The organism is Streptomyces sp. NPDC034099 (assembly GCF_055575415.1).
The window spans coordinates 391,309-411,176 of sequence record NZ_JBVISR010000001.1 but is presented as its reverse complement, the minus strand read 5'-3'; the positions used below and the strand labels follow the sequence as shown (position 1 = coordinate 411,176).

Here is a 19,868-nt window from a genome sequence, read left to right as displayed (position 1 = left end):
GGACCGGACGACCACCCCGGGCGGTCGCGCGGTCCCTCGGTCGTGCGGCGGCGGGGCTACTCCGTGCGCAGCCCCTCCGGCCGCATCAGCCGCAGCAGCGGCGGCAGGCTGCACAGCGTCACCGCCAGGACGACCGCGGCGCCGATCCCGGTCATGGACAGGACGCCGGTCCAGTCGACGCTCACCGGGGTGCCCGTCATCTTCAGCAGCACCGTGCCCAGGGTCAGGCCCACCGCGGTGGCGAGCACCAGGCCGAGCACGATGGGAATCGCCGTCTGCCACAGCACCGACAGGCTCAGCGTGCGGCGCCGGGTGCCGAAGGCGACCAGGGCCGACAGCAGCTTCTTCCGCTCCCGCAACTGCTCCAGCTGAGAGACCAGCAGACTCGCGCCGATCAGCGCCAGCACACACGCCGCCCCCACGAACAGACCGGTGCGGATGGCGTCGAACCGGTCGGTCCGCTCGGTTGCCGCCCAGGTCACGGCGTCCGCCAGCGGGTCGACGGCCGCCGCGGTGTTCCGTACCAGGTCGTGCACGTCCGGCACCGACTCGTCCAGCCGTAGGTAGGCGTGCCCGTCCAGCGACGGCGCGAGCGTCTCCGGCAGCGCCTTCCTCGTGATCAGGATGCCGCCCCGGTCGGTGCCCGCCAGCAGACCCATACGCGGCTTCGCGGCCTTGACGGCGTCCGGCACCGTCCAGGGGATCTCCGGGCGCTTCGGGCCGCCCTCGTAGGACGGCTCCACGTAGAGCTTCCGGCCCGGCGCGGCCAGCTTCGACACGTCCTCCTCGCCGTCCCACTCGGCGCCGTGGACGGCGAACACGTCCCCCTCGGCGCACGAGGGCAGGGTGGCGATCTCCCGCAGCGACGCGCAGTCGCCCACGGTCACCGTCGTGCCGTTCTCCGGGTCCTGGGGACGGTCGCCCAGCCACCCCTCGGAGTAGCCGAAGACCTCCTTCACGCCCTTCGTGTCGCGGAACTTCTCGGCCGCCGAGTCCACGCGGACCCCGCTCGGGAGGATCGCCTCCATCTGCGCCTGCGACACGTCCTGCCCGGTGGGCCTGGTGTAGTCGTCGTCCACGCCGGCGAACAGCATCTGCAGTGCGATTGCCCCGGCGACGGCCACCGCGATGCCGTTGACCATCCGGGCCGCCGTACCGCTGCTCAGCTGGAGCCTGCGCACGGCCAGCTGCCAGGCCACGCCGCCGGAGCCGAGCCGGGCGACGACGCGCTCCACGACCCACGGCAGCAGCGCGGTCACGCCGACCAGGAGCAGGACGACACCGCCGGTCACCAGGTACTGGTTGAAGTCGCCGTTGTCGCGGCCGTTGCCGATCATCGGGTAGAGCATCCCCAGTCCGGCCAGCGGCAGCAGCAGCCGCCACCACAGCCGGCGGCGGGAGGGACGGCCCGCGCGCACCACACCGAGCGGCTCGATGACGACACCGCGCAGGGCGAACAGCGTCACCAGCACCGCCGCCGCCGGCACCGCCACCGCGACCAGCAGGGCCAGCAGCGGCGAGGGGTTGAGATAGCTGGGGAACACGCTGATGTCGAACACCTCGGCGTTGCCCGCGAGCTGCCGCCCGACCATGAAGAAGGCGGCGCCGAAGACCAGCCCGAGGACCGCGCCGGCCATGGCCTCACCGGCGGCGATGCGCCGGGTCATGCTGCCGTCGGAGCCCACCAGGCGCAGCGCCGCGAGCCGCCGGTCCCGCCGCTCGCCGCCGAACCGCACGGCGGCGGCGATGAACACCGCGACCGGCATCAGCAGCACCACGAAGACGACGAGGATGAGGAGGAGCAGCACAGGGTCGGCCTGCTCCTCCCCCGGCTGCGGGTCGCCGAAGTGGTCGATGCGTTCGACCCGGCCCGCCGTGATGTGCTCCGCGAGTCCTTCCGCGCCCCGGTAGTAGGCGAGTTCGGCCGAGCCGATCAGCCCCTCCTCGGCGATCGTGCCGACGATCCGGTCCGGCAGCCGCTCGCGCAGCAGGGCGCCGGAGTCCGACCCCAGCAGCTTCTTCAGCGCGGGGGAGACCACCATCTCGCCCACCGCCGGGAACTTCTCCACGCCCGGCGGCAGCGGCGCCCGCGGCCCCTCGGGCTCCAGGGCCCGGCCCCGGACGTCCTTGTCGCGGAAGTCCTCGTCGACGTCGGCGACCACGAGCGTGTCGTTCGCCTTAGGGATCGGGTCGATGGCGAAGGCGAGGTCGGAGCGCGCCGCCTCCCGTTCGTGCCGGACGGTGAGCGCGCTCGGCAGGGCCGTCGTCAGCAGCAGCAGCGCCACGCCGAGACCGACGCCGACGGCCGTCAGCACGGCCCGGGTCCAGCCCTCGCGGCCCCCGGTGAAGGCGAAGCGGACGCCCAGCATCAGGTCGGCCGCCCACTGGCGCACGTTCATACGACCCGCTCCATGTCCCTGGACTTGCCGTCCCGTACGACGATCTCGCGGTCGGAGTAGGCGGCCACCCGGGCCTCGTGCGTGACCAGCACGACCGCGGCGTTGGTGGAGCGGGCGGCGTCCGTCAGGAGTTCCATCACGCGCTCCCCGTTGAGGGAGTCCAGCGCGCCGGTCGGCTCGTCCGCGAAGAGCACCCGCGGGTTGGTGACCAGCGAGCGGGCCACCGCGACCCGCTGCCCCTGGCCGCCGGAGACCTCGCCCGGCCGCTTCTTCCTGAGGTCGTCCACCTCCAGCCGCTCCATCCAGGTCAGCGCGGCCCGCTCGGCCTCCTTGCGCGAGGTGCCGTTCAGCCGCAGCGGAAGGGCGACGTTCTCGACACAGGTCAGCTCCGGCACCAGCTGGCCGAACTGGAACACGAACCCGAAGTCCGAGCGGCGCAGCGCACTGCGCTGGGCGTCGGACATCGCCGACAGCTCCCGCCCGTTGTACGTGATCGTCCCCGAGTCGGGCGTCACGATGCCGGCGAGGCAGTGCAGCAGCGTCGACTTGCCGGACCCGGAGGGGCCCATGACGGCGACGACCTCGCCGGGGTGGATGGAGAACCCGGCGTCGTCGAGGGCGAGAGTGGGACCGTAGGCCTTGCGGAGCGCCTCGGCGGAGAGCAGGGAACCTGCGGGAGGAGTCATCGGGTTACCGCCTCACGGAGCTTGTCGAGGCGCGCGGCGGTGAGTTCCAGCCAGCGCAGGTCGGCCTCGAGATGGAAGAGGGCGTGGTCGCAGATGAGCTGGTCCGCGAGGTCGCCCTTGCGCTTGCGGTCGGTGAGGATGCGCATGCTGCGCAAGTGCTCCGAACGCTGGGTGTCGAGGATGTCGGCGGCGTCGCGGTGGGTGAGCAGCGCGAGGACGACCTTGGTGTAGAGCGTCGACTGGAGGTACGGCTCGGGCTTCTCCGGCGTGGCGAGCCACCGCTGTACGTCGGTGATCCCCTCGTCGGTGATCGCGTACCGCTTGCGCTCGGGACCGCCGCCCGCCTCGATGCCGTCGACCACGACGAGGCCGTTCTTCAGCAGGCGGGACATCGTCGAGTAGACCTGGCCGTAGTGCAGCGGCCGGTCGTGACCGAACTTCTCGTCGAAGGCGCGCTTGAGGTCGTAACCGTGGCGCGGCCCGGACTCCAGGAGCCCCAGGAGGGTGTGACCGATGGACATGCGGAGCACTCTACACACGGTGTATACGCCCTATGTATACGCACTGTGCAGAGGTCGTGGCGGCGGGTTCACGAGGGCGGCCGAGCCGCAGGTCGGAGGCGATTGTCACGGTTCCGCTACGACGGAGGCCGCACCTCCGCATCGCTGCGGTGGCGCGGCCTGCGCAGGGCGGTCGGGGCGGTCAGGGCGGTGGCGGGGCTCCCGTGCCGCCGCCCCCCGGCGGGCGGCCGCGGCGCGGCAGCGGTCCGGTGTCGCCGGGCAGCCGGCCGGCCTCCGCCAGCGCCCTGCGGAGCAGGAACTCGATCTGGGCGTTGGCCGACCGCAGCTCGTCGCCCGCCCAGCGGGCCAGCGCCTCGTACACCTGCGGGTCGAGCCGCAGCAGCACCTGCTTGCGCTGCCGCGGCCGACGCTTCGGTGCCGGGTCCTCGGAGGGCGCGGAGCCTTCGGGCGGGGTGGTCACTGGTAGAGCGTCCCCGTGTTCAGCACCGGCTGGGCGGCGCGGTCCCCGCAGAGCACGACCATCAGGTTGGACACCATCGCCGCCTTCCGCTCGTCGTCCAGCTCCACGATGCCCTGTTCGCTGATGCGGACGAGCGCCGCCTCGACCATGCCGACCGCGCCGTCCACGATCTGCCGCCGCGCCGCGACCACCGCACCGGCCTGCTGCCGCTGGAGCATCGCCGAGGCGATCTCCGGGGCGTACGCGAGGTGCGTGAAGCGGGACTCGATGATCTGCACCCCGGCCGCCTCCACGCGCGCGTGCAGTTCGACGGCGAGCTTCTCGGTGATCTCCTCGGCGTTGCCGCGCAGCGAGAGGCCGTCCTCGTCGTGGGCGTCGTAGGGGTACTCGATGGCGATGTGCCGCACGGCCGCCTCGGTCTGGGTGGAGACGAACTCGACGTAGTCGTCCACCTCGAAGGTGGCCTGCGCGGTGTCCTCCACCCGCCACACCACGACCGCCGCCAGCTCGATGGGGTTGCCGTAGGCGTCGTTGACCTTCAGGACGGCCGTCTCGTGGTTGCGCACCCGGGTCGAGATCTTGGTGCGGGAGGTGAAGGGGTTGACCCAGCGCAGGCCGTCCTGCCGGATGGTCCCCCGGTACCGCCCGAAGAGCTGCACCACACGGGCCTCGCCCGGCGCCACCATGTTCAGCCCGCACATCGCGAGGAAGGCGGCCAGGGCGATCACGACGCCCGCGATGATCAGCGCCGCCTTCGCGCCGGTGGAGGCGACCGCGGTCGCGGTGACGATCAGGCCGGCGCCGACCAGCAGCCCGACCAGCCCCAGCAGCAGCGCGAAGCCGCCGCCGATGCTGTGCGCCTGGTTCTCGCGCACCCGGGGCGTCGGCATCTCGGGCACATCGGCGGTGACCTGCGGGGCATCGTGCGTGGACATGGGTGGTCCCCCGTTCTCTCTTTGCTGACTAAGTGATATCACTTTACACGCCGATCACAACCCTGAACCCCTCTCGTACGTCGGTTCCTGTGGAACGGGTGCTGATTCTCACGTCCGTACAAGGCTGGATCGGTTGCCGTTTGTCACATCTCCCGGTGTTAGCTTTCTGAGCTGACCTGAGCGACGAACCTGTGTGACGCGTGAGCGAGACGTGCCCACAGATGACCGAAGCGGAGCGGATCGGATCCATGGGACGAGCGGAAGAGAGAAAAGCGCGACAGCGCGGTGGACGCCGCGCGGCGCCGAAACGCCGCCGTTCGTCGCGCGCGGCCGCCAGTGCGGGCGGGAAGGGCCGGATACGCCGGCTGTTCACGTGGAAGAAGATCCTCGGCACGTTCTTCGGCCTCTGCCTGCTCGGCATGGGCGCCTTCATCGTGCTGTACATGATGATCGACATCCCCGAGGGCAACCCCGAGGCCGAGCTGCAGAGCAACGTCTACAAGTACAGCGACGGCAGCATCATGGCCCGCACCGGCGAGCGCAACCGTGAGATCGTCGACCTCGCCAAGATCCCCAAGGACGTCCAGCGGACCTTCGTCGCCGCCGAGAACAAGACCTTCTACAAGGACGCCGGCGTCGACCTCAAGGGCACCGCGCGCGGTGTGCTCAACACCCTCTCCGGCAAGGGCGCGCAGGGCGGTTCGACGATCACCCAGCAGTACGTCAAGAACTACTACCTGACCCAGGACCAGACCGTCTCCCGCAAGCTGAAGGAACTGGTCATCTCCCTCAAGCTGGACCGGGAGAAGTCCAAGGACTACATCCTCGCCGGCTACATCAACACCAGCTACTACGGCCGCGGCGCCTACGGCATCCAGGCCGCCGCCCAGGCCTACTACCGCGTCGACGCCGAGGACCTGACGGTCGAGCAGGGCGCGTACCTCTCCGCGCTGCTCCAGGCGCCGAACCAGTACGACTGGGCGATCGCCAGCGAGACCGGCAAGAAGCTCGTCCAGCAGCGCTGGAACTACGTCCTGGACAACATGGTCGAGCAGAAATGGCTGAGCGCCGGCGACCGGCAGGGCATGACGTTCCCGAAGCCGAAGGAGCCCAAGGCCGCCGCGGGGATGGACGGCCAGACCGGATACCTGGTGGACGCGGCCAACTTCGCGCTCAAGAAGCAGCTCGTCGCCCAGGGCGCCGCCGAGGACATGGAGCAGGCCAAGGCCCTGGTGGACCTCGGCGGCTACACCGTCACCCTCAACATCGACAAGAAGAAGCAGGCCGCGCTGGAGAAGGCGGTCAAGGAGAAGCTCACCAGCAAGCTGGACCCCGACAAGCGCAAGGTGGACGCGGACGTCCAGGCCGGAGCCGTCTCGGTCGACCCGAAGACGGGTTCCGTCGTGGCGATGTACGGCGGCGTGAACTACCTGAAGCACTACACCAACAACGCCACCCGCGACGACTACCAGCCCGCCTCCACCTTCAAGCCGGTGATCCTCGCCGCCGCCGTGGACCACGACGCCGAGACCCAGGACGGCGTGCCGATCACGGCCAACACCCTCTACGACGGCGACAGCGAGCGCCCCGTGATGGACGGTGATCGGAAGGTCGGCTTCGCACCGCCCAACGAGGACGACCACGACTACGGCGAGATCGACGTCCAGGAGGCGATGAACAAGTCGGTCAACTCCGTCTTCGCGCAGATGGGCATCGACGTCGGCATGCCCGAGGTCATGAAGGTCGCGGGCGAACTCGGCATGGACACCGAGGGCGAGCAGGCCGTGCCCGCGCAGACCCTGGGCAGTATGGGCGCCAGTCCGCTGGAGATGGCCGGCGTCTACGCCACCTTCGACAACCACGGCAAGAAGGTCACCCCGGCGATCGTGAAGTCGGTCGAGCACAAGGACCGCACGATCGAGATGCCCGACCCCATCGGCGAGGAGGTCATCAGCCAGGAGGCCGCGGACACGGTGACCTCCGTGCTCACCGGCGTGGTCGACGACGGTACGGCCAAGACGTCCGTACGGGAGAACCCGCTGCGGGACGGTCAGCAGGTGGCCGGCAAGACCGGTACGTCCGACAACAACAAGTCGGCCTGGTTCACCGGCTTCACCCCGGGCCTCGTCACCTCGGTCGGCCTGTTCGGCGAGGACGACAAGGCACCCCACCCACAGGTCCCGATGTACAAGGCCGCCGGCGTCGACTACCGCGTCAACGGCGGTGGCCCCCCGGCGGAGATCTGGGCCGCGTACACCTTCGGCGTCATGGACGAGGTCACCAAGTTCGACCTGGAGACCAAGCAGGGCGCCGCGGTGAAGCCCAGCAGGTCGCCGTCGAACTCCCAGTCGCCGAGCCACTCGCCGTCCAAGGAGCCGACGACCGAGGCGCCGCCCCCGTCCGACGATCCGACGACCGAGGCACCCCCGTCGAACGATCCGACGACCGAGGCGCCGCCCGAGTCGCCGACGCATTCGCCGTCGAACAGCCCGTCCACCGAACCGCCGCCGGACGGCGGCGGGTCCACCGAGTCGGGAGAGCCTGGCTTCCCGGGCGGGGACTGGGTGCCGTAGACCGTCAGGAGCCGCGGACACACGCGAAGGGGCGCCCGGTGCTCACCGGGCGCCCCTTCGCGTGTTCGCCGCTCCCCGGCCTCAGCCGCGGTTCAGCTCGAACCACACCACCTTGCCGGTGCTCAGCCGCGTCGCGCCCCAGCGCCGGGCCAGCCGGTTCACCAGGTACAGCCCGCGCCCGCCCTCGTCGGTGGCGCGCGCCTGCCGCAGCCGGGGCAGCTGCGGCACGTCGTCGCCGACCTCGCAGCGCAGCACGTCCGTGCGCAGCAGCCGCAGGGTGACCGGTTTCGACGCGTAGCGCACCGCGTTGGTCACGACCTCGCTGACGAGCAGCTCCACGGCGTCCGTGAGGTCCTCCATGCCCCAGCGGGCGAGCGCCCGCCGGGCCAGGCGACGGGCACGGCCGGGGGCCGCGTCCTCGGGCTCCAGGAACCAGTACGCCACGTCGCTGGGCGCGATGCCGTCGAAGCGGGCGGCGAGCAGCGCGATGTCGTCGTCCCGGTCGCCCGGGCCGAGCATGTCGAGCACCTCGTCGCACAGGGCTTCCAGGGGCGGCGGATGATCGGGACCGGTGAGCTGCGCGGTCGCCGCCAGCCGCTCCCGCAGCTGCTCTATGCCGGTCCACACGTCCCGCAGCCGGGACTCGACCAGCCCGTCCGTGTACAGGAGCAGCGTCGCACCGGCCGGCGCGTCCAGCTCCACGGCCTCGAAGTCCACGCCACCCACCCCGATCGGGGCGCCGGCCGGCACCCGCAGCACCTCGGCGTGGCCGTCCATGTGCAGCAGCACCGGCGGCGGGTGGCCGGCGTTGGCGACGGTGATGCGGTGCGAGACCGGGTCGTACACCGCGTACAGGCAGGTCGCCATGCGGTCGGTGCCGAGCCGCTGGGCCTGTTCGTCCAGGTGGTGGAGCACCTCCTGCGGCGGCAGGTCGAGCCCGGCCAGGGTCTGCGCCGTGGTCCGCAGCTGGCCCATGATGGCCGCCGAGGTCATGGAGTGGCCCATGACGTCCCCGACGACCAGCGCGACCCGGCTGCCGGGCAACGGGATGGCGTCGTACCAGTCGCCGCCCACCCGCGCGGTCTCGGCGGCCGGGAGGTAGCGGGAGGCCAGCCGTACGCCGGTGCAGCGCGGCAGGTTCTCCGGGAGCATCGTGCGCTGCAGCTCGTCGGCGATGTACGCCTCACGCCCGTACAGCACCGCCTTGTCGATGCCGAGGGCGCTGTGCGTGGCGAGCTGCGCGGCCACCAGCAGGTCGTCGGCCTCGAAGGCGACGCGCTCCGGGCCGCGCAGGAACAGCGCGGCGCCGATCACCCGGCGCCGGCCGCGCAGCGGGGCGAGGATCGCCCTGCGGCCGTCGGGCAGGGCGAAGTCGCGCTCCTCGCCCAGCAGTTCCGGCAGCGCGGCGCGGACCGCGGGCGTGTCCGTGAACACCGGGCGCACCCCGCGCAGCACCTCGGCCAGCGCGCTGCCCGGCCGCACCTCGCACAGCTCGGCGCCGACCGTCTCCAGCTCGGAGGGCTCCGGCGGGGCCGCGGGGGTGAAGCCGCCCTCGGTGTCCCGCTCGGCCGGTATGCGGTCGGTGCGCCGCAGCCGCAGGACCAGGGGGCCGGTGGGCCGCTCGTCGCCGACCGGCAGCGGCTCGCGCAGATAGACCAGGATGGCGTCCGCGAACGTGGGCACGGTGGCCCGGCACAGCCCCATCACGATCTCGTCGAGGTCCATGCCCCGGGCGATCCGCCGGGTCGCGGCGCCCACGAACCGCAGCCGGTCCCCGTCCCGGCGCATCGGCGTGGGCCGGCCGGGTGCGGTGGGCTGCCCGATACGCCGGTCGGGCTCCGCCGGCGCGCCGCGGCGGCCCGGGCCCGCGACACCGGCCGCCGCCCCGGAGCCCGGCTGCGCCAGACCGGCCTGCCCGCCGCCCGCGGTCACTCCGTCCGCGGAGGCGCCCTCCGTGGAGACGCCGCCGGGAGTGGTGCCCGCCGAGGGCGTGTCACCCGACGGCGCACCGTCCGGTGGCCCGCCGTCCGGCTGGACCGGGACGCCCTCGGACGCGGGCCGCGGGCGGTGCGCGTCGGGCTCGGCGGCCTGCTCGGCGCCCGGCTGGGAGTGCTCGAAGGCCGCCGGGGCGTCCTCGCCCGCGGCGGGCGGCGTCTGACCGGCGCGCCCCTGGGCCGGTAACGCGGACCCGGAGGCGCGCGGCGGCACGGGGGTACGCAGGAGCGCCCCGCGGGGATCCGTGGGGTCGGCGCCCGGCGAGGGGCGGTCGAAGGAGGTCGGGTGCTCCGTCACGCGTGTCGAATCCATCCGTCCGGGACTGCGCGCGGCGCGTGCAGTTCGTCCCGCAGAAATCCCGATACCCGCAATCCGTGCCCAAGGAACGGGGTTCCCGCGTGGTCAGAGGCTGTTCCTGTGTCACCGGCGGACCGTCTGCGGTCCGTCTGCGTGTTGCCCTCGTACCCCTCGCTCACGTCCTGCCGCCCCTCGGTGACGATCGGTCAAGCACAGCGCACACTCCGCCGGTTGCCGCTGCCGCGCTCATTGCGGAGGACGATCCTACGTTTGTTGCCGGGGGGCACATCAAGGGTCTCATGAGGAGACGTGCGCGGGCGTGCGATCCCAGTCCCCCGGCAGGGACGGTACCGGCCACGCCGGATCGGGCCGCCAGTGCTCCCAGCCGTCGGCGAACGGCGACCCCCAGGCACGGATCTCCGCGACCGCGGCCCGCCCCGCCCGGCGCACCCGCCCGGCCAGCGCCGGGTCGACCAGCCGGTCCCGCTGGGCCTGCGCGAACTCGTCCTCGTCCCGCCAGTGCCAGGTGCGGTCGGGGTGGACGGAGATGTCCAGGAAGTGGTCCTCCGAGTCCACCCCGCCCTCCCAACGGGTCAGCGGTTCCTCCAGGTTCACGTACCAGTTCTTGAACCGCCAGCCCGGGTCCCAGAACAGCCACACCGACCAGGCCTCGCCGGGGCGCGCCAGCTTCAGCACCCCCGTGCCGAACCACCGGTCGCGCTGCACGGCGCGCGGCTTGGTGTAGCGGGTGGCCAGCGGTTCCAGGTGCACGGGCGTACCGTCGGCGAGGACCGGCTTCACGCACTCGGTGCCGGGCGCCAGCCACACGGCGAGCAGCTCGGCGTCGTCCCGTACGACGGTGACGGGGCGTGCGATGTGCGGGTGCGGTCCGCCGTTCTCCCGGTACCGCCACAGGATGTGGCTGCCGGGCGCCCAGTGGTCCACCGGGCCCGCCGGACCGTCCGCTCCCGGCTCCGCCGCCGCGCTCACCGCTTCTCCGTCTGCCATGGAGAGATATTAGGTGCCATGGCCAAGCGACGCCCCGGAGATCGCGAGAGCGTGCGCCGGCGTACGCCCCCGGGCCGTGCCGGGACTTTTCACGGACGGGTCATCCGCAGCACGTCCAGCGCCTCGTCCAGCTGTTGGTGCGTCAGGTCGCCGCGTTCGACGTACCCGCTCTCCAGCACGACCTGACGGATCGTCTTCCGCTCGGCCAGCGCCTTCTTGGCCACCTTGGCGGCCTCCTCGTACCCGATGTACTTGTTGAGCGGCGTGACCACGGACGGCGACGACTCGGCGTACTCGCGGGCCCGTTCGGGGTGCGCGACGATCCCGTCCACGGTCCGGTCGGCGAGCAGCCGGGAGACGTTGGCCAGCAGCCGCACCGACTCCAGTACGTTCTTGGCGATGACCGGCAGCATGACGTTCAGCTCGAAGTTGCCGGCCGCCCCGGCGGCGGCGACCGTCGCGTCGTTGCCGGTGACCTGGGCGGCGACCATCAGGACCGCCTCCGGGATCACCGGGTTGACCTTGCCGGGCATGATGGACGAGCCGGGCTGGAGGTCGGGGAGGGAGATCTCCGCGAGCCCGGTGCGCGGCCCGGACGCCATCCACCGCAGGTCGTTGGCGATCTTCGTCAGCCCGACGCCGATGGTCCGCAGCTGCCCGCTCGTCTCGACGATGCCGTCCCGGGCGCCCTGCGCCTCGAAGTGGTCGCGCGCCTCGGTCAGCGGCAGCCCGGTCGCGCGGGCCACCTCCGCGATGACGGCGGCGGAGAAACCGGGCGGGGTGTTGATGCCGGTGCCGACCGCGGTGCCGCCCAGCGGCAGCTCGGCGAGCCGGGGGAGCGACGCGTGGAGCCGCTCGATGCCGTAGCGCACCTGGGCCGCGTACCCGCCGAACTCCTGGCCCAGCGTGACGGGCGTGGCGTCCATGAGGTGCGTACGCCCGGACTTCACCACGTCGGCGAACTCCTCCGCCTTGCGCTCCAGGGCGCCGGCGAGGTGGTCGAGGGCCGGGATCAGGTCGCGGGTGACGGCGGCGGTCGCCGCGATGTGGATCGAGGACGGGAAGACGTCGTTGGACGACTGGGAGGCGTTGACGTGGTCGTTGGGGTGCACGCCGCGGCCGAGGCGCTCACCGGCCAGGGTCGCGACGACCTCGTTGGTGTTCATGTTGGACGAGGTCCCGGAACCGGTCTGGAACACGTCGACGGGGAAGTGCTCGTCCCACTTCCCCTCGGCCACCTCGGCGGCCGCCTCCCGGATCGCGGCGGCGACGTCCTCGTCGAGCACCCCCAGCTCGGCGTTGACCTTGGCCGCCGCGCCCTTGATCCGCGCGAGCGCCTCGATGTGCGCGCGCTCGATGCGCTGCCCGGAGACGGGGAAGTTCTCGACGGCACGCTGCGTCTGGGCGCGCCACTTGGCGTGGGCGGGGACGCGGACCTCGCCCATGGAGTCGTGCTCGATGCGGTAGTCGCTCATACCGGGTACAGCGTGCGGGGCGGGGCGGATGTTCCGGGGGAGGGTGGGATTCGCCCCCCCCGGGCCCCGCTCCTCGAACGCCGGAGGGACGGGCTACGCCAGCCCCGGCCCCCGCACCGGAATCGTCGTGAACGTCGGCGCCGGCGCCGGGTCCTGGAAGAAGTCGTTGCCCTTGTCGTCCACCACGATGAACGCCGGGAAGTCCTCGACCTCGATCTTCCAGACCGCCTCCATGCCGAGCTCCTCGTACTCGACGACCTCCACCTTCTTGATGCAGTCCTGCGCGAGCCGGGCGGCCGGGCCGCCGATCGAGCCGAGGTAGAAGCCGCCGTGCGCGTCGCACGCGTCGGTGACCTGCTTGCTCCGGTTGCCCTTGGCCAGCATCACCTTGGAACCGCCCGCCGCCTGGAACTGCTCCACGTAGGAGTCCATCCGCCCGGCCGTGGTCGGCCCGAAGGACCCGGACGCGTACCCCTCGGGCGTCTTCGCCGGACCGGCGTAGTACACCGGGTGGTCCTTCAGGTACTGCGGCATCTCCTCACCCGCGTCCAGCCGCTCCTTGATCTTGGCGTGCGCGATGTCGCGGGCCACGACCAGCGGGCCTGTCAGCGACAGCCGGGTCTTGACCGGGTGCTTCGTCAGCTCGGCGAGGATGTCGTCCATCGGCCGGTTGAGGTCGATCTTCACCACGTCACCGTCGGCCTCGAGCTGCTCGTCCGTGGTCTCCGGCAGGAAGCGCGCCGGGTCGGTCTCCAGCTGCTCCAGGAAGACGCCCTCGGCGGTGATCTTCGCGACCGCCTGCCGGTCGGCGGAACAGGACACGGCGATGGCGACCGGGCAGGACGCGCCGTGCCGGGGGAGCCGCACCACGCGCACGTCGTGGCAGAAGTACTTGCCGCCGAACTGCGCGCCGATGCCGATCTTCTGGGTCAGCTCGAAGACCTTCTCCTCCAGCTCCTTGTCCCGGAAGCCGTGCCCCAGCTCCGAGCCCTCGGCCGGGATCTCGTCCAGGTAGTGCGCGGAGGCGTACTTCGCGGTCTTCAGCGCGTACTCCGCCGACGTGCCGCCGACGACGATGGCCAGGTGGTACGGCGGGCAGGCGGCCGTGCCGAGCGAGCGGATCTTCTCCTCCAGGAACTTCATCATGGAGGACTCGTTCAGGACGGCCTTCGTCTCCTGGTAGAGGAACGACTTGTTGGCCGAGCCGCCGCCCTTCGCCATGAAGAGGAACTTGTAGGCGTCGCCGTCGGTCGCGTACAGCTCGATCTGCGCCGGGAGGTTGGAGCCGGTGTTCTTCTCCTCCCACATGGTGAGCGGGGCCATCTGCGAGTAGCGCAGGTTCAGGTTCTTGTACGCGTCGTAGATGCCCCGGCTCAGGGCCTCCTCGTCGCCGCCCGCCGTGAGCACGTTCTGCCCGCGCTTGCCCATGACGATCGCCGTGCCGGTGTCCTGGCACATCGGGAGCACGCCCGCCGCCGCGATGTTCGCGTTCTTCAGCAGGTCGAGGGCGACGAACTTGTCGTTGCCGGACGCCTCGGGGTCGTCGATGATGCGGCGCAGCTGCGCCAGGTGGGCCGGGCGCAGGTAGTGCTGGATGTCGTGGACGGCCTCCTCGGCCAGCTTGCGCAGCGCCTCCGGCTCCACCTTGAGGAACGTCCGCCCGTCGGCCTCGAAGGTGGAGACATCCTCGGCGGTCACCAGCCGGTACGGAGTGGTGTCCTCGCCCTGGGGGAGCAGATCGGTGTACGCGAACTCAGGCATCTCGCCCATTCCTCACTCGACATCACGCGCGGCTGGATTCCTCAGCAACGACGGCTGGCCTCCGTTGGCAGCGCCAACCAGCGTAAAACCTGCCGAGGGCGCCGAGCTTGTGAGGTAAGGCTCAGTAGGGAGTTCCGGTTCACGACAAGGTTGTCCACAGGGCTGGTCGCGATCTATCGCGTTTCGGTACGCTACTGCCGTGGACCTTCAGAAGCACGCCCCAGCCGCACCGCGCACCTCCGAGCTGCGCGCCTCGGACGCCGACCGCGACCGCGTCGCCGACATGCTGCGCGAAGCCCTCGCCGAGGGACGGCTCACCGCCGACGAGCACGCCGAGCGCGTCGAGGGCGTGCTGGCCGCCAAGACCGTCGGCGAGCTGGACGTCTTCGTCCGGGACCTGCCCGCCGCCCACCGCGCCCGGGACACCACGGCCCCGGCCGCCCCCAACCGCCCCACCGCCGGCGCCATCCCGGCGGAACCCGACGAGAACGTGGTGGCGGTCTTCAGCAGCGCCGTCCGCAAGGGCCGCTGGCGGGCGAACCGCCGCATCCACGCCTACGCGGTCTTCGGCAGCGTCGAGATCGACCTCAGCGAGGCGGTCTTCGAGTACCAGCAGGTCGTCATCAAGGCGTTCTCCGTCTTCGGCAGCGTCGACGTGCGCGTCCCGGAGAACGTGTCGGTGCGCGGCGCGGGCGGCAGCGTGCTCGGCAGTTTCGAGGTCCACACCCTCGACTCCAGCGAGGCCGACGCCCCCGTCATCTACGTGGACGGCTGGGCCGTGCTGGGCAGCGTCGAGGCCCGCCCCAGGCGCGGCAAGGTCGTCGCGGACATCCTCGACCGGGTGCACCGCCGGGTCGAGAAGGGTTTGCGCAAGCACCTGTAGCGACGGCACCGGCAGCGGTGGGGAACCCAGTGCATAGGCGCGCGTACAACGGGTAAGCCTTGACGCATCGTCTCTCGCTAGCGAAGCCGTCGTCAGGAGTAGACCCGTGCTGCAACCGCCGCATTCGTCCCTGCAGGTAGCTGCCGTTCCGGCCCAGCGGGTGCCCGTGCGGGACAGGGACCAAGACGCTCCCTGGCACACCGAGGCGGTGTGCCGGCGCGACGAGGCCGGACTGTTCTTCGCCCCCTCCAAGGAACCGACCGCCGCCCGCCTCTCCCGCGAGGAGGCCGCCAAGCGCGTCTGCGCGCGCTGTCCGGTCATGGTCGAGTGCCGCGAGCACGCCCTGCTGCAGCCCGAGCCCTACGGCGTCTGGGGCGGCCTCACCGCCGCCGAACGCCGCGTGGTCCTGGCCCGGCGCCGCCGCCGCGACGTCGAACTCAAGAAGGCCGCCCGCACCACAGGCCGCATAGCCGCGGCCGGCTAAAACCAGCAACCCCAAAGGGCACCCTCTCCACACAGAGGGTGCCCTTTCAACGCCGGGGAAGTCAGCCGACCAAGGGGCGCGGGGCTGTGCCCGATCTGCGGCTCTGCCGCGCGAGCGCGACCCCGCGCACGTAGCGACGCCGGGGAAGTCAGCCAACCGAGGGGCGCGGGGAACTGCGCGACCAGCCACGACGGCGCCGCAGCCGCCACATCGCACCCGCCCCTACCCCCCCCGTGGGCGCCCCGCGAAACCGACGGAGTCTACTTCGCCCGGTCGAAATCAACCGCGCTGTACGCCCGCAGCTTGCTCAGCCGGTGCTCGGAGTCGATCCGCCGCACCGTCCCCGACTTCGACCGCATCACGATCGAGTCGGTCGTCGCCGTCTCCGACCGGTACCGCACCCCCCGCAGCAGCTCGCCGTCGGTGATGCCGGTCGCGACGAAGAAGACGTTGTCCCCGGAGACCAGGTCGTCGGTGGTCAGCACCCGGTCCAGGTCGTGCCCCGCGGCGACCGCCCGCTGCCGCTCCTCGTCGTCCTTGGGCCACAGCTTGCCCTGGATGGTGCCGCCCAGGCACTTCACGGCGCAGGCCGAGATGATGCCCTCCGGCGTGCCGCCGATGCCGAGCAGCAGGTCGATGCCTGTGCCCTCGCGCAGCGCCAGGATGGAGCCGGCCACGTCACCGTCGGAGATCAGCTTGATCCGGGCGCCGGTCTCCCGGACCTCCTTGATGAGGCCCTGGTGCCGCGGCCGGTCGAGGATGACGACGGTGACGTCCTCCGGCGTGCGCCGCTTGGCCTTGGCGATCCGGCGGATGTTCACGGCGACGGGCGCGTTGATGTCGACGAAGTCGGCGGCCTCGGGGCCCGTGACCAGCTTGTCCATGTAGAAGACCGCGGACGGGTCGAACATGGAACCGCGCTCGGCGGCGGCCAGCACCGCGATCGCGTTGGTCATGCCGTTGGCGGTCAGCGTGGTGCCGTCGATCGGGTCGACGGCGATGTCGACCTCGGCCCCGGTCCCGTCGCCGACCCGCTCCCCGTTGAAGAGCATCGGGGCCTCGTCCTTCTCGCCCTCGCCGATGACGACGACGCCGTTCATCGAGACGGTGTGGACGAGGGTCCGCATGGCGCGCACCGCGGCACCGTCGGCGCCGTTCTTGTCACCGCGCCCGACCCAGCGGCCGGCGGCCATCGCCGCGGCCTCGGTGACCCGCACCAGCTCCATGGCGAGGTTGCGGTCGGGGGCCTCTGAGGGGACGTCCAGCTCGGACGGGAGATGATGCTCGGTCATCGGAACGCACCTTTCTGATACGACGACGGCCGGATGAGGGTGTGGCCATGACTCTATCGTCAGTCCGACAAAATGAGCAGGGGACCCCACGTATGAGCGGATCAGGCACCTGCGACGATAGGGGGCGTGGCAGGTATGAAAGGCAAGCAGAAGTCGGCCCGGGACATGATCCTCTCCCTGGGGGTCATCGTGTTGGCGGCGGGCGTGATCTGGATGTTCATTCCGCACGACGACGGCGAACCGGACGTCAAGCGGGTCGACTACCGGGTCGAGTTGCTGACCGCGCAGCGCGCCGCGTCGTACCCGGTGGCCGCGCCCGAGGGGCTGTCCGAGGAGTGGAAGCCGACCTCCGTCCGCTTCCGCGGTGACGACTCCGACGCCTGGCACCTGGGCTTCCGGGCTCCGGACGGCGAGTACGTGACGATCGAGCAGTCCACGCAGAAGGCGTCCACCTTCATCCAGGACGCCAGCCGGGGCGCGCGGGCGACCGAGCGGACCGAGGAGATCGGCGGCCGGACCTGGACCCGGTACACGGGTGGCCGGTACGACGCGCTGGTCCTGCACGGCACCGACGACATGAAGGGCGCGACGACGGTCGTGGCCGGCACCGGGTCGTTCGAGCAGCTCGGCAAGATGGCGGCGGCGCTGAAGCTGACCTGACAGGCCACCGGCCACCCGGCCCCGTGGCCCGGCCGCCCACGAGCCATGACGAAGCCCCCGGCGAGGTGCCGGGGGCTTCGTCGCGCGTGCGGTGCCGCGTGCCTCAGACCGTGGTGACGACCTGGTCGTAGGCGAGGCGCGGGGAGCGCGGGAACCAGGCGTCCGGGCCCGGGCGGCCGATGTTGACGACCATCAGCGGGGTGTGGTCGTCGTCCAGGAACTCCTTGCGCACGCCCTCGAAGTCGAGACCGGTCATCGGTCCGGCGGCCAGCCCCGCGGCGCGGACGCCGACGATGAAGTAGGCGGCCTGGAGGGCGGCGTTCAGGGTGGCCGCGCCCTCGCGGACCGGACGCTCGCTGAAGAAGGCGTCCTTGGCCTGCGGGAAGTGCGGGAAGAGCTCCGGCAGCTCCTCGTGGAACTCGTTGTCCGCGGACAGGATCGCGACCAGCGGGGCGGCGGCCGTCTTGGGCCGGTTGCCTTCCGCCATGTGCGTGACCAGGCGCTCGCGGGCCTCGGGAGAGCGGACCAGCGTGATGCGCAGCGGCGACTGGTTGAAGGCGGTCGGGCCGTACTTGACCAGGTCGTAGATCGCCTGCACCTGCTCGTCGGTCACCGGCTCGTCGGTGAAGGTGTTCGCCGTGCGGGCCTCGCGGAACAGCAGGTCCTGGGCGGCGGGGTCAAGAACGAGAGACATGCGTGATCTTTCTCCGGGGGTGCGTCGGCTCCGCGCGGCGTGGAGCCGGGAGCCGTTGACGGTGATGACAGTACGCCGAAGAAGTTCAAGTTTCAATCAAAAAGGGAGCGTGGTGATCCGCTTCACAGGGGCGGCGGTACACCGGCACTCGTACCGAGCCGTCGACCGGCCCGCACGCCGGGCCAAGGCCGGTCGCCTGCTGGGCCTCCTGATGGACTGCCTCGGGCTCACCGCCCGGCCAGGCCCGAGCTAGAGCGTGCCGTCGCTCCCGGCGGCCGCGTCCTCCGTGCCCGCCTCCTCCTCGGCCAGCGCCGCGTCCAGGCGGGCCCGGGCGCCGTCCAGCCGGCGGCGGCACACCTTCGCCAGCTCCTCGCCCCGCTCCCACAGGGCTAGGGACTCCTCCAGCGTCGTACCGCCGGCCTCCAGCCGCCGGACGACCTCGATCAGCTCGTCCCGCGCCTGCTCGTACCCGAGCGCCTCGGACATCGCCGTCGGCTGCTGCACCTCGCTGGTCATCCACCCACCCTATGCGTCGACTCGTACGGAGAAATCGCCCTCGGCGACCCGGGCCCGCAGCGTCTCGCCCGGCTCCACCTCGCCGGGGTCGCGGACCGCGTGGCCGTCGGACCGCTGGAGCACCGCATACCCGCGCTTGAGGGTCGCGGCGGGGGAGAGGGCCACCACGCGCGCGTGCGTGTGCGTCAGCTCGGAGTCGGCCCGGTCGAGGTGGTGCCGCAGCGAACGGCGGCCCCGGTCCAGCAGGGCCGTCACCTGTTCGGCCCGCTCCTCGATCATCCGGTGCGGATCCTGTATCGACGGCCGGGCCAGCGCGTGGGCCAGGCCCCGCTCCTCGCGGTCGACGAACGCCGCCACACACCGCCGCGCGCGGTCCCGCAGCAGCCGTACCCGCTCGTACTCCTCGCCGACGTCCGGCACGACCTTCTTCGCGGCGTCGGTCGGTGTGGACGCGCGCAGGTCGGCGACCAGGTCGAGCAGGGGACTGTCCGGTTCGTGGCCGATCGCCGAGACGACCGGCGTACGGCAGGCGGCCACCGCCCGCACCAGCTGCTCGTCGGAGAACGGCAGCAGGTCCTCCACGCTGCCCCCGCCGCGCGCGACGACGATCACGTCCACGTCGTCCAGCGCGTCCAGCTCCTTCACCGCCTGCACCACCTGCGGTACCGCGTGCACGCCCTGCACCGGGACGTTGCGCACCTCGAAGCGGACGGCGGGCCAGCGGTGCCGGGCGTTCTCCAGGACGTCCCGCTCGGCCGCCGACGCCCGTCCGCACACCAGGCCCACCAGCTGCGGCAGGAACGGCAGCGGCTTCTTGCGCTCGGCCGCGAACAGCCCCTCGCGCGCGAGGGCCTTCTTCAGCTGCTCCAGACGGGCGAGCAGCTCACCGACGCCCACCGGCTTGATCTCGGCGGCCCGCAGCGAGAGCTGCCCCCGTGGCGCGTACCACTCCGGCTTGGCGTGCACGACCACCCGCGCGCCCTCGCCGACCACGTCCGCCACGGCGTCGAACACCTGCCGGTAACAGGTCACGCTCACGGAGATGTCGTACGACGGGTCGCGCAGCGTCAGGAACACCACGCCGGCGCCCGGCCTGCGCGACAACTGGGTGATCTGCCCCTCGACCCAGACCGCGCCGAGCCGGTCGATCCAGCCCCCGATCAGCCGTGAGACCTCGCCCACGGGCAGCGGGCTTTCGGGGGAGGAGTTGGCAGCCATGCGCCCGAGCG

Annotated in this window: 17 protein-coding genes; 4 read left to right on the top strand and 13 right to left on the bottom strand. The window is 71.7% G+C overall.

Annotated features, from left to right (window positions below):
- Positions 1 to 56 precede the first annotated feature (56 nt).
- The 5 genes from ACZ56V_RS01865 to ACZ56V_RS01845 all read right to left on the bottom strand — a co-directional run bounded on the left by ACZ56V_RS01865 (position 57) and on the right by ACZ56V_RS01845 (position 5,001).
- Complete coding sequence (locus ACZ56V_RS01865) at positions 57 to 2,399, bottom strand: ABC transporter permease (protein WP_468938455.1); 2,343 nt, start codon at positions 2,397 to 2,399, stop codon at positions 57 to 59.
- Entirely contained in the window at positions 2,396 to 3,085 is a 690-nt protein-coding gene (locus tag ACZ56V_RS01860; protein WP_356360777.1) for an ABC transporter ATP-binding protein, read from the bottom strand. The genes ACZ56V_RS01865 and ACZ56V_RS01860 overlap by 4 nt, the downstream gene beginning before the upstream one ends.
- Positions 3,082 to 3,606 carry a PadR family transcriptional regulator gene (locus tag ACZ56V_RS01855; RefSeq protein ID WP_003973941.1) on the bottom strand — a complete coding sequence of 175 codons (525 nt, stop codon included), beginning with the start codon at positions 3,604 to 3,606 and terminating at the stop codon, positions 3,082 to 3,084. Before ACZ56V_RS01855 ends, ACZ56V_RS01860 begins: the two co-directional genes overlap by 4 nt.
- A gap of 181 nt (positions 3,607 to 3,787) precedes the next feature.
- Positions 3,788 to 4,066, bottom strand: coding sequence for a hypothetical protein (locus ACZ56V_RS01850; RefSeq protein WP_398913311.1), 279 nt, complete (start codon positions 4,064 to 4,066; stop codon positions 3,788 to 3,790).
- Positions 4,063 to 5,001, bottom strand: coding sequence for an SPFH domain-containing protein (locus tag ACZ56V_RS01845; RefSeq protein ID WP_398913309.1), 939 nt, complete (start codon positions 4,999 to 5,001; stop codon positions 4,063 to 4,065). The genes ACZ56V_RS01850 and ACZ56V_RS01845 overlap by 4 nt, the downstream gene beginning before the upstream one ends.
- A gap of 248 nt (positions 5,002 to 5,249) precedes the next feature.
- On the opposite strand from ACZ56V_RS01845, the gene ACZ56V_RS01840 reads away from it, so the two are divergent.
- Positions 5,250 to 7,574, top strand: coding sequence for a transglycosylase domain-containing protein (locus tag ACZ56V_RS01840; RefSeq protein ID WP_398913308.1), 2,325 nt, complete (start codon positions 5,250 to 5,252; stop codon positions 7,572 to 7,574).
- 81 nt (positions 7,575 to 7,655) lie between these two features.
- On the opposite strand, the gene ACZ56V_RS01835 is transcribed toward ACZ56V_RS01840, so the two are convergent.
- From ACZ56V_RS01835 to ACZ56V_RS01820, 4 genes are all read right to left on the bottom strand, one after another.
- Positions 7,656 to 9,866 (bottom strand): SpoIIE family protein phosphatase, encoded by a 2,211-nt coding sequence (locus ACZ56V_RS01835; RefSeq protein ID WP_398913306.1) that lies wholly within the window; start codon positions 9,864 to 9,866, stop codon positions 7,656 to 7,658.
- A 297-nt stretch (positions 9,867 to 10,163) separates the two neighbouring features.
- On the bottom strand, positions 10,164 to 10,874 hold the full coding sequence (gene fomD / locus ACZ56V_RS01830) for a cytidylyl-2-hydroxypropylphosphonate hydrolase (RefSeq protein WP_398913304.1): 711 nt from the start codon (positions 10,872 to 10,874) through the stop codon (positions 10,164 to 10,166).
- Positions 10,875 to 10,963: 89 nt separating this feature from the next.
- On the bottom strand, positions 10,964 to 12,349 hold the full coding sequence (locus tag ACZ56V_RS01825) for a class II fumarate hydratase (protein ID WP_468938448.1): 1,386 nt from the start codon (positions 12,347 to 12,349) through the stop codon (positions 10,964 to 10,966).
- A gap of 93 nt (positions 12,350 to 12,442) precedes the next feature.
- Complete coding sequence (locus ACZ56V_RS01820) at positions 12,443 to 14,110, bottom strand: fumarate hydratase (protein ID WP_468938446.1); 1,668 nt, start codon at positions 14,108 to 14,110, stop codon at positions 12,443 to 12,445.
- Between the two features lie 199 nt (positions 14,111 to 14,309).
- Here ACZ56V_RS01820 and ACZ56V_RS01815 point away from each other — a divergent pair, with 199 nt between their 5' ends.
- Positions 14,310 to 14,993 (top strand): DUF1707 SHOCT-like domain-containing protein, encoded by a 684-nt coding sequence (locus ACZ56V_RS01815; RefSeq protein ID WP_398913298.1) that lies wholly within the window; start codon positions 14,310 to 14,312, stop codon positions 14,991 to 14,993.
- 106 nt (positions 14,994 to 15,099) lie between these two features.
- Entirely contained in the window at positions 15,100 to 15,477 is a 378-nt protein-coding gene (locus ACZ56V_RS01810) for a WhiB family transcriptional regulator (protein WP_052840899.1), read from the top strand.
- A 260-nt stretch (positions 15,478 to 15,737) separates the two neighbouring features.
- On the opposite strand, the gene glpX is transcribed toward ACZ56V_RS01810, so the two are convergent.
- The gene (gene glpX, locus ACZ56V_RS01805; protein ID WP_104634213.1) at positions 15,738 to 16,769 is read right to left on the bottom strand and encodes a class II fructose-bisphosphatase; all 1,032 of its coding nucleotides are present in this window, start codon (positions 16,767 to 16,769) and stop codon (positions 15,738 to 15,740) included.
- 135 nt (positions 16,770 to 16,904) lie between these two features.
- Between glpX and ACZ56V_RS01800 the strand changes: the two genes are divergently transcribed.
- Positions 16,905 to 17,429 carry a DUF4245 domain-containing protein gene (locus tag ACZ56V_RS01800; protein ID WP_467380762.1) on the top strand — a complete coding sequence of 175 codons (525 nt, stop codon included), beginning with the start codon at positions 16,905 to 16,907 and terminating at the stop codon, positions 17,427 to 17,429.
- A gap of 103 nt (positions 17,430 to 17,532) precedes the next feature.
- On the opposite strand, the gene ACZ56V_RS01795 is transcribed toward ACZ56V_RS01800, so the two are convergent.
- The 3 genes from ACZ56V_RS01795 to xseA form a co-directional block, all read right to left on the bottom strand.
- On the bottom strand, positions 17,533 to 18,123 hold the full coding sequence (locus tag ACZ56V_RS01795) for a malonic semialdehyde reductase (protein ID WP_398913297.1): 591 nt from the start codon (positions 18,121 to 18,123) through the stop codon (positions 17,533 to 17,535).
- Between the two features lie 249 nt (positions 18,124 to 18,372).
- On the bottom strand, positions 18,373 to 18,639 hold the full coding sequence (locus tag ACZ56V_RS01790; RefSeq protein WP_398913294.1) for an exodeoxyribonuclease VII small subunit: 267 nt from the start codon (positions 18,637 to 18,639) through the stop codon (positions 18,373 to 18,375).
- Positions 18,640 to 18,648: 9 nt separating this feature from the next.
- On the bottom strand, positions 18,649 to 19,857 hold the full coding sequence (gene xseA / locus ACZ56V_RS01785; protein ID WP_398913292.1) for an exodeoxyribonuclease VII large subunit: 1,209 nt from the start codon (positions 19,855 to 19,857) through the stop codon (positions 18,649 to 18,651).
- Positions 19,858 to 19,868 lie beyond the last annotated feature (11 nt).